This window comes from Planomonospora antibiotica (assembly GCF_014647955.1).
GTDB classification, from domain to species: domain Bacteria; phylum Actinomycetota; class Actinomycetes; order Streptosporangiales; family Streptosporangiaceae; genus Planomonospora; species Planomonospora parontospora.
In genome coordinates, this window is sequence record NZ_BMQE01000095.1 from 1 (window position 1) to 8921 (window position 8921).

Sequence of the window (8921 nt, forward strand, 5' to 3'; positions counted from 1 at the left end):
GACACCGTCACGGTCGTAGGCTCCACGCCTTCGGGCAGGGGACGCGACCAGCGGATGTCCAGCGGGTCGGCCATCTTCGCCAGCGTCAGCTTCCCGTCACGCCACTTGGACGTCGAATCGCCCTGGCGGCGATTCGCCTTTCCCTGCCCCGCTACGCGGGAGCTTCGTTTCCTCCCCAGCCTGAAGGCCGGGGTATCCACGAAGGAGGCCCCATGATGAACACCCCGCTGACCCTGGTCACCTCGGAGCGGTCCGACGGTCGGCCGGTCCTCGCCGTCACCGGTGAGATCGACATGAGCAACGCGGGCACCCTGGACGAGGCCCTGGCCCGGTCCGCCGACGACAGCACGCTGGTCGTCGATCTCAGCGCGGTCGACTATCTCGACAGCGCCGGTCTGACCGTCCTGTTCTCCCACGCACCGCGTATCCGGCTCATCGCCAACCCGCTGCTCGTCCCCGTCCTGACGATCTCCGGACTCACCGAGGTCACCGAGGTCGAGGAGACCTCGCGTGACGGGGGAACCAGGGGAGAGGCCGTCTCGTAACGCGACGCGCCCGTGCGGCCGCCGCGGACCCGCCCGGAGCGGATGACGAGATGCTCGCCGACGCGGAGGGCGGCCTCGCCGAAGACGTGGCGGAAGCCCGGATCCCGCAGGCTCCGGCCGGCCAGGCCGGTCGCCCGCCGGACGGTGTTCCCGCCGAGCGCATGCTCTCCGCCGACACCGCCGCGGGCGGGTCCGGGCGGATCGCAGCAGACCACGGTGGTCCGGACGTCCGCCGCGACCGCGGCTCGGGCGGCGAGCGGGACCAGTGCCATCGGGGCGGCGAGAACGGCGGAGAGGAAGACGCGTCTACGCAACGGAACACTCCAGACGTGAGGGGATCGTCACTGTGAGACGCCGACCGATCACTCAGGGTTGCCGTAGCGGGTGATTCCATCGGGGCTCCGGGGGCCACCGCCCGCTCGACCCGGTCACGGCGACGACCACCTGCCCGGGCGCCGGCGCCGCCACGGGCACACCGGACCGGGGCGTCCCCGCCCGTGTCGTGGCCGCCTGCCGGGAGCGGCGCGGCATCGTGGTGGGCAAGACCGGTGACCACATGTTGCCCGTGCTGTCCTCCATGGGGGTCGCCAAGGGCGAGCGGGGCACCCTGACCGACGCGCTCACCGGCTCCAAGAAGGCCTACGACGAGGAGAAACGAGCCCCTTACCCCGTGGTCTCCGGTTCACCGGGTGCGAGGCCGGCGTCGCGGGCGAGCAAGGCGGCCTGGACCCGGTTGGCGCAGCGGAGCCTGGTCAGGATGCGGCTCACGTAGGTCTTGACGGTCGCCTCGCTCATATTCAGCCGCAGGCCGATCCCGGCGTTGGACAGGCCCTCGGCGACCAGGCCCAGGACCTCCGCCTCGCGGGGCGCCAGCGCCGCCAACCGCTCGGCCGCCTCCCTGCGGCGCCGGGCCTCCACCGGCGTGACCATGCCCAGCACCATCCGGGTCACCGCCGGGGAGAGGTAGGCGTCACCGCGGTGCGCCGCGCGGACCGCGTGGATCAGCTCCTCCGGAGTGCAGTTCTTCAGCACGAACCCCGATGTGCCGTTCTGCAGCGCGCGCAGCACGTTCGGCTCGGCACCGAAGGCGGTGAGCACCACGGTCCGCAGTCCGGGCAGCCTCCTGCGCAGTTCCCCGACCGCGCTCAACCCGTCCAGTACCGGCATGTCGATGTCCACCAGCGCCACGTCGACGCGGTGCCTGAGCGCCTCCTCCACGGCCGCCCTGCCGTCACCCGCCTGCGCGACGACCTCGATATCGCCCGCCGACTCCAGCACGGTGCGGATCCCGGCCGTGATCAGCGGCTCGTCGTCGGCGACCAGCACCCTGATCGCCCCGCCGGTCCCTCCGGCCGCCGCCCCTCCGGTCATCTCAGCCCACTCCCAGCAGCATGATCGAGGGCAGCAGCACGAACATCAGGATCGCGGTGGCCGCCCCGACGGCGATCGTGCGGACGCGGCCGAGAAGAGGCGGCTCCCCGTCCTCCCAGGTGCCTTCCGGTACGGCCCCGGCCTCCCCTGCGGCGTCGGCGCCCAGCACGGGCAGCATCGCGAAGAGCCGGAACCCTCCGCCAGGACGGGGCCCGTGGTCCAGGAACCCCCCGGCCGACCGTGCCCGCTCGCCCAGCCCGGTCAGGCCGTACCCGGCGCCGGAGAGCGGCAGGCCCGAGGGTCCCGGGCGATCCGGCCGGTCCGGGACTCCCGACGAGTGCGAGGCCCCCGGCAGGTGCGGGGCATCCTGCCGGTCCAGGGCATCCTGCCGGTCCGGGGGTTCCGGGAGGGAATCGACGACGGTGAGCAGCAGCGCGTCCGGTTCCCATTCGACGCTCACCGTGACCGGCCGCCCCGGGGCGTGCCTGGCCGCATTGGTCAGCCCTTCCTCGACCACCCGGTACGCCGCCTGCCCGGCCGCCGGAGAGAGCGGCCGGGGCTCCCCGCGCCGCCGCAGTTCCACCGGCGCCCCGGCCGCCCGGAACTCCGCCGCCACCGCGCCGATCGCCTCCACGCCGGGCGAGGAACGCCCGTGCGCCTCATCCTCCGTGCGCAGTTCTCCGACCAGTTCGTGGAGTTCGTCCATGGCGCCGCGTGCCGCCTCCGCCAGTCGCAGCACGGCCCGGCGCTGCTCCGGCGGGAGCAGTGAGACCTCCAGCGCCGCCGCCTGGACCGAGACCAGGCTGAGCCGGCGGCCGAGGGAGTCGTGCATCTCCCGGGCGATCCGCAGCCGCTCGCGCAGCCGCTCCTGCTGCACGAGCAGTTCCCGGTTGCCCCGGAGCTCCCGGTTGTGCCGGTCGAGCGCCGAGAGCAGCCGCTCGTGCTGGGCGAGGTACCGCCCGGCCAGCAGCGGCAGCGCCACGAACACGAGGCAGGTCGCGGCGAGGTGGGGAAGCATCCGCGGATCCGCCTGCCGGGCCGCGAACTGTGCGCCGAAGCCCCCGAAGCCGACGCCGGCGGCCACGGCCGTGCCCCACCGGGGGAGCATCGCGCGCCCGGCCTGGTAGGAGGCCCACAGCAGGAGGGCGTACCCTCCTCCGGACAGGGTGGCGAGCACCGTCGCGGCCACGAGGGCGGCGAGCGGAGACCGGCGGCGGAGCACGATCACCAGGGCTGCGGCCGATGCGTACACCGGCACCGTCCAGAGGAGCGGGTCACCTCTGTGGACGGCCGTCAGCAGCACGGTGTCGGTCAGGACCACGGCGGCGGCGAGGAGATGTCGGCCCATGGGGAGCAGGGTACGTTCCCGGCGCCCTCCACGCTCCCGGCGCTCCCGGCGTTCCCGGCGCACCCGGCGTTCCCGGCGTTCCCGTTCTCCCGGCGCCCCGGCCCTCCCCTCCAGGAGCGGCCCGCGGGGGCGGTGGTCCCCGCGTGGGTGTCGATCATCGGACGGGTGGTGATCACCGGACGGGTGGTGATCACCGGGCTCCGGCCGGGAAGCGGTTTTCGCCGGCGGAACGCCGCCCTCCGGAAGACGACTTTCGAGGACGGGACCGGCGACTTTCGGGGACTGCCCCGAGCCGACCTCGTCCGTAGCGTCGACCGGGTGATCGAAGTGCGCAACCTCAGCAAGAGATACGGCGGCACGGTCGCGGTCGACGAGCTGTCCTTCACGGTACGGCCCGGCCGGGTGACCGGCTTCCTCGGACCGAACGGCGCCGGCAAGTCCACCACGATGCGGATGATGCTGGGCCTCGACCACCCCACCGCGGGCCGCGTCCTCATCGGCGGGCGGCGCTACCGGGACCTGCCCGAACCGCTGCGCCACGTCGGTGCGCTGCTGGACGCCGGAGCCGTGCACGCCGGCCGCAGCGCCCACCACCATCTGCTCTGGCTGGCGCGGAGCAACCGGATCCCGGCGGCCCGGGTGCGGGAGGTCCTGGAACTGACGGGTCTGGAGAGCGTGGCCGGGAGGCGCGCCGGGGGCTTCTCCCTGGGCATGTCCCAGCGGCTCGGCATCGCCGCGGCACTGCTCGGCGACCCCCCGGTGCTGCTGTTCGACGAGCCGGTCAACGGGCTGGACCCCGAGGGCGTCCTGTGGATCCGGCGGCTCATGAGAGGACTGGCCGCCGAGGGCCGCACGGTGTTCGTCTCCAGTCATCTGATGAGCGAGACGGCCCTCACGGCGGAGCACCTGATCGTGATCGGCCGCGGGAGGCTGCTCGCCGACACCACCGTGCCCGAGTTCATCGAGTCGAACTCCCGCTCGTACGTCCGGATCCGCACGCCGCAGCCGGAGCGCATGCGCGATGTGCTGGCCGGGGCCGGGATCCCGGTACGGCAGGCGGCGGACGGCGCGCTGGAAGCCCACGGGACCGAGGCCGCGAAGATCGGCGAGCTGGCCGCGGCCGGTGGTCTGACACTGCACGAGGTCGGCACGCGGACGGCCTCCCTGGAAGAGGCGTTCATGCGGCTCACCGGTGAGTCCGTGGAGTACCGGGCCGGGGGTGCGGACCGGTGAGCACACCGGCGGGCGCGGGAGCGGGGAGGACGGCGGAGACGGAGGCGGGCACCGCGATGGGTTCGAACGCGGAGGCGGGGAGGACGACGATGGACATGACCGCCGAGGGGACCACGGGTCCAGGAACGACCGCGACCAGCGTGCGGGCGGTCCTCGCCGCCGAGTGGACCAAACTGCGGACCGTGCGGTCGACCTTCTGGCTCTTCCTTCTGGCCTCCGCCCTCAGCATCGGCCTCGCCCACCTGATCGGTCTCGCCTTCGCCGGCATGCCGCCCGACCCGGAGAGGCCCTTCGATCCGCTCTTCGCCGCCTTCTACAGCCTGACCCTCGGCCAACTCCCCCTGGTGGCCTTCGGGGTGCTCGCGATGGGCGGGGAGTACTCCTCCGGGACGATCCGCTCCTCTCTGGCGGCGGTGCCCCGGCGCGGCCTGTTCTACGGCGGCAAGCTGCTCGCCGAGGTGCCGCTGCTCCTCGGTTTCTCACTGGTCACCGTACCGGCCGCGTTCCTCGTGTCCCAGGCGGCGCTCGGCCCGCAGGGCGTCTCCGCCGGCGCGGACGGGGCGGTGGAGGCCATGATCGGCGCTTGCCTCTACCTGACGCTCATCACCCTGTTCGCGACGGGGGTGGCGACGATGCTGCGCAGCTCCGCGCTCTCGCTGGGGATCCTGCTTCCGCTGCTCTTCCTCGGTTCGCAGGGGCTCGGCAACATCCCGAAGGCGAAGACCGTCACGCAGTTCCTGCCGGACCAGGTCGGAATGGTGGTCATGCACCTCACCGGCCCGCCGGGGGACCCCCGGTTCGGCCGCCCGTACGGCCCGTGGACCGGAATGGCCCTCCTGGCGCTCTGGACCGCCGCCGCGCTCCTCGGCGGCTACCTGGCGCTCCGCCGCCGGGACGCCTGAGCAGCCGCCCGACCTGCCGCCCGACCGGGAACGTCCTTCTCTCCCGACACACCTCGCGCAGCATGATCAAGGGGATGTCTGAAATTTTCATCACCGGCATTCGACCCTGATCGGTTCCTCGGTGCGGAACCACAGGTAGAGCACTCCTCCCGAAGGCCCCTGACTGGGTTCATGATTCCGAAAATTTCGGAGTTTATTGACAACTTTCGGAGCCGGGGCGAACACTGTCGCCATCGGCAGCCCCGATCCCTGCCGATCCGGGCCACCGGCCGTGGCCCGGCCCCCCGGTCGCCGGCCGCACGACGACCGGCCGGCCTCCGCCGAGCCGTACGACGGCGGCGTGCGGCGGCGTGCGGCGGCCGTCACCCCGGCCGCCGGCACCGGGTCGTATCCCGCCGGCCGTCCCCGCGGGCCTTCACGAGGAGGAAACGCCCCCATGAACGACGCCCCCGCCCACCCGAAGAGCCGCAGAGCCGGCCGCGCCAGGCTGTTCGCCCGCGGCGTCTGCGCCGTGGCGCTGGCCGCGGCCACCGCGATGCTGCCCGGCAGCGCCAGCGCGGCCGCGCCCATATCCTCGAACCAGACCGGCAACAACAACGGTTACTTCTACTCGTTCTGGACCGACAGCCCCGGGACCGTCTCCATGGAGCTGGGATCCGGCGGCAACTACAGCACCTCCTGGCGCAACACCGGGAACTTCGTCGCCGGCAAGGGCTGGAGCACCGGCGGACGCCGGACCGTGTCCTACTCGGGCACCTTCAACCCGTCCGGCAACGCGTACCTGACGCTCTACGGGTGGACGAGGAACCCGCTCGTGGAGTACTACATCGTCGACAACTGGGGCACCTACCGGCCCACGGGGACGTACAAGGGCACGGTCACCAGCGACGGCGGCACGTACGACATCTACGAGACGACGCGGACCAACGCCCCCTCCATCGAGGGCACCCGGACCTTCAAGCAGTACTGGAGCGTCCGGCAGTCGAAGAAGACGGGCGGCACCATCACCTCCGGCAACCACTTCGACGCGTGGGCCCGGCACGGGATGAACCTGGGCAGCCACGACTACATGATCATGGCGACGGAGGGATACCAGAGCAGCGGAAGCTCCAACATCACACTGGGCACTTCCTCCGGCGGTGGCAACAACGGCGGCGGCGGTGGCGGCAACGGTGGTGGGGGCGGTTGCACCGCGTCGCTCTCCGCGGGTCAGCAGTGGAGCGACCGCTACAACCTCAACGTCTCGGTCAGCGGTTCGAGCAACTGGACCGTGACGATGAACGTCCCGTCCCCCGCCAAGGTCCTCAGCACCTGGAACATCAGCGCGAGCTACCCCAGCTCTCAGGTGCTGACCGCCAGGCCCAACGGCAGCGGCAACAACTTCGGCGTGACGATCCAGCACAACGGCAACCGGACCTGGCCGACGGTCTCCTGCAGCGCGGGCTGACCTCAGGACACCCGGAACCCCGCACCTGCGGCGCGGCGGCCCACGGCCGCCGCGCCTACCGCTGCCCACCGGTCACCGCCGCAGCCGGCCGATCACCGCCGTGGACCGGCCCCGACCCCGAAAGCGGAGCGCCCCTCCCCGGGAGACGGCCACCCCGGCCAGGCAGAGCGCGCCACCCGCCGCGGTCAGCCACCCCGGCACCTCGTCGAGGACGAGCCACGACATCAGGACCACCAGGGCCGGGACGATGTAGGTCGTCGCGCCCATCTTCCCCGCCGTCGTCCGGGCCAGCGCGTACGCCCAGGTGGTGAAGGCGAGCGCCGTCGGGAACACGCCGAGGTAGACCATGTTCAGGGTGGCGGCGAGGGGGGCCTCCGGGATCTCGGCGGCGAGCCGTCCCGCGAACGGCAGGCACGCCAGCGTCCCGACGACGCACCCGAACGTGGTCACCTGGAGCGCCGAGCCGTGGCGCAGGGCGGGCTTCTGGCAGACCACCCCCGCGGCGTACAGCACGGCCGCCGCCAGGCAGAGCAGCACACCGAGCACGGAGGACCCGCCGTCGCCGCCGGACATCGAGACGCCCACCACGACCGCCCCGGCGAACGACACGGCCATGCCGGCCATCAGCCGCGGCGGGAACCCCTCACCGAGCAGCAGCCCGCCGAGCAGGGCGATGAGGATCGGGCCGATGTTGACGATCATGGCCGCCGTGCCGGCGTCCACCTCCCGTTCGCCCCAGTTGAGCGCGACCATGTAGAGGCCGAACCAGAGGACGCCGGAGCCGGCGATGCCCGGCCAGGCGGCTCGCGGCGGCCATCCCTCGCGCCGCGCCGCCAGGATGGCGCCGAGCACCAGGGAGCCCACCAGCAGCCGCCCCAGCGCCAGCGCACCCGGTGAGTAATGCTCACCCGCGCTGCGGATCGAGACGAAGGCCGAGGCCCACAGGACGACGGTGGCGCCCGCCGCGGCGAGGGCCAGGCGGGCGGTCCGCTGCTCGCCGGTGATGTTCCGGTTCATACCGGAACCCTATGCCTCGGGCGCTTCTCACTTCATCGCGGTTTTCGGCCCTGGCAGCGGCGGCCTCCGTCATCGTCCGGTGCCGCGGGCGGATACCCGGGGAGGCCGGGAGGGAGACCGGGCCGGGCCGCCACCGGCCGGGTTCCACGCCGATCCCCGGCAGGCGACCGAGCGGTTCCGGCCAGGCCGGGCCGGACCGCCGTGGAACGATCCATATGCGAGGTCCGCTGCGGAGTGCGAGCATCGCCGGACGACCCGGAAGGTGGAACGACATGACTGAGCCCGCGGTTCGGCCGAACGAGACGACGGTGCCGTTGATGCCGTGCGCGTCACTGGAGGAGACCCTGGCGTTCTACGAGGCACTGGGGTTCGAGGCGACCTACAGGCAGAGCAGGCCCTATGTCTATCTCGCGCTGCGGTGGAGCGGCTTCCAGTTGCACTTCGGCCCGGCGCCCAAGGGGCTGGACCCGGCCCGGGAGGAGTCGGGGGGCTGCCTGGTCATGGTCGACGCCGTGGCGCCGTACCACGCGGCGTTCGTCGCGGCGATGCGCCGGGTCCACGGGAAGGTGCTGAGCTCCGGCCTACCGCGGATCACTCGCTACCGGCCGGGCGCCTCCCGGTTCACGCTGGTCGACCCGTCCGGTAACTCGATCATCTTCATCCAGCGCGACGAGCCGGCCGAACTGGAGTACGGCGGTTCGAAGCGGCTGACGGGCCTGGCCAAGGCGCTCGACAACGCCCGGATTCTGCGCGAGTTCAAGAACGACGACCTGCAGGCCTTCCGCGCGCTCAAGTCCGGGGTGCGCAGGCACGGCGCGAACGCCCCGGTGGTCGAGCGGGCCATCGCCCTGTGCCACCTCGTCGACCTCGCCACGGTCCTCGGCGAGCCCACCGATCCGTGGGCCGCCGAGCTACGGGGTCTGGAGCTCACCGCCGCCGACAGGCGGCGCGTCGAGTCGGAACTCGGCCACCTCGCCGGGCTGCAGGGGTGGCTGCCTTGACGTCCTCCCCCTCCTGAAGGAGGGGGATTCCAATCCGTTCCCCTACGCGATGAGGAG

The 8921-nt window shown here is 72.5% G+C and carries 8 protein-coding genes and 1 pseudogene; 5 read left to right on the forward strand and 4 right to left on the reverse strand.

The genetic code is table 11. The annotated features are described in order from the left end of the window. Positions 1 to 200 (reverse strand): annotated as a pseudogene (locus IEZ06_RS36965) (hypothetical protein); the annotation flags it as partial. A 12-nt stretch (positions 201 to 212) separates the two neighbouring features. On the opposite strand from IEZ06_RS36965, the gene IEZ06_RS35035 reads away from it, so the two are divergent. Continuing rightward, positions 213 to 545: an STAS domain-containing protein gene (locus IEZ06_RS35035; protein ID WP_229799128.1), complete on the forward strand. Its 333-nt coding sequence runs from the start codon at positions 213 to 215 to the stop codon at positions 543 to 545. A 663-nt stretch (positions 546 to 1208) separates the two neighbouring features. Here IEZ06_RS35035 and IEZ06_RS35045 read toward each other — a convergent pair. After that, complete coding sequence (locus IEZ06_RS35045; protein WP_189240971.1) at positions 1209 to 1916, reverse strand: response regulator transcription factor; 708 nt, start codon at positions 1914 to 1916, stop codon at positions 1209 to 1211. A 1-nt stretch (position 1917) separates the two neighbouring features. Next, positions 1918 to 3264 carry a sensor histidine kinase gene (locus IEZ06_RS35050; RefSeq protein WP_189240972.1) on the reverse strand — a complete coding sequence of 449 codons (1347 nt, stop codon included), beginning with the start codon at positions 3262 to 3264 and terminating at the stop codon, positions 1918 to 1920. 318 nt (positions 3265 to 3582) lie between these two features. Between IEZ06_RS35050 and IEZ06_RS35055 the strand changes: the two genes are divergently transcribed. The 3 genes from IEZ06_RS35055 to xynA all read left to right on the forward strand — a co-directional run bounded on the left by IEZ06_RS35055 (position 3583) and on the right by xynA (position 6846). After that, positions 3583 to 4497, forward strand: a complete 915-nt coding sequence (locus IEZ06_RS35055; protein ID WP_189240973.1) for an ABC transporter ATP-binding protein — start codon at positions 3583 to 3585, stop codon at positions 4495 to 4497. Further along, positions 4494 to 5399: an ABC transporter permease gene (locus IEZ06_RS35060; protein ID WP_203872416.1), complete on the forward strand. Its 906-nt coding sequence runs from the start codon at positions 4494 to 4496 to the stop codon at positions 5397 to 5399. Before IEZ06_RS35055 ends, IEZ06_RS35060 begins: the two co-directional genes overlap by 4 nt. Positions 5400 to 5835: 436 nt before the next feature. Further along, on the forward strand, positions 5836 to 6846 hold the full coding sequence (gene xynA, locus IEZ06_RS35065) for an endo-1,4-beta-xylanase XynA (protein ID WP_189240974.1): 1011 nt from the start codon (positions 5836 to 5838) through the stop codon (positions 6844 to 6846). 72 nt (positions 6847 to 6918) lie between these two features. Here the strand turns inward: xynA and IEZ06_RS35070 are convergent, their stop codons facing one another. Next, positions 6919 to 7863 carry a DMT family transporter gene (locus IEZ06_RS35070; protein WP_189240975.1) on the reverse strand — a complete coding sequence of 315 codons (945 nt, stop codon included), beginning with the start codon at positions 7861 to 7863 and terminating at the stop codon, positions 6919 to 6921. 272 nt (positions 7864 to 8135) lie between these two features. Here IEZ06_RS35070 and IEZ06_RS35075 point away from each other — a divergent pair, with 272 nt between their 5' ends. Then, complete coding sequence (locus IEZ06_RS35075; protein ID WP_189240976.1) at positions 8136 to 8864, forward strand: DUF8817 family protein; 729 nt, start codon at positions 8136 to 8138, stop codon at positions 8862 to 8864. Positions 8865 to 8921 lie beyond the last annotated feature (57 nt).

What these genes read in the sequence shown, in the direction of transcription:
- IEZ06_RS35075 (WP_189240976.1), top strand. Translation starts at nt 8,136, where the DNA reads ATGACTGAGCCCGCGGTTCGGCCGAACGAGACGACGGTGCCGTTGATG.
- IEZ06_RS35035 (WP_229799128.1), top strand. Translation starts at nt 213, where the DNA reads ATGATGAACACCCCGCTGACCCTGGTCACCTCGGAGCGGTCCGACGGT.
- xynA (WP_189240974.1), top strand. Translation starts at nt 5,836, where the DNA reads ATGAACGACGCCCCCGCCCACCCGAAGAGCCGCAGAGCCGGCCGCGCC.
- IEZ06_RS35070 (WP_189240975.1), bottom strand. Translation starts at nt 7,863, where the DNA reads ATGAACCGGAACATCACCGGCGAGCAGCGGACCGCCCGCCTGGCCCTC.
- IEZ06_RS35045 (WP_189240971.1), bottom strand. Translation starts at nt 1,916, where the DNA reads ATGACCGGAGGGGCGGCGGCCGGAGGGACCGGCGGGGCGATCAGGGTG.
- IEZ06_RS35050 (WP_189240972.1), bottom strand. Translation starts at nt 3,264, where the DNA reads ATGGGCCGACATCTCCTCGCCGCCGCCGTGGTCCTGACCGACACCGTG.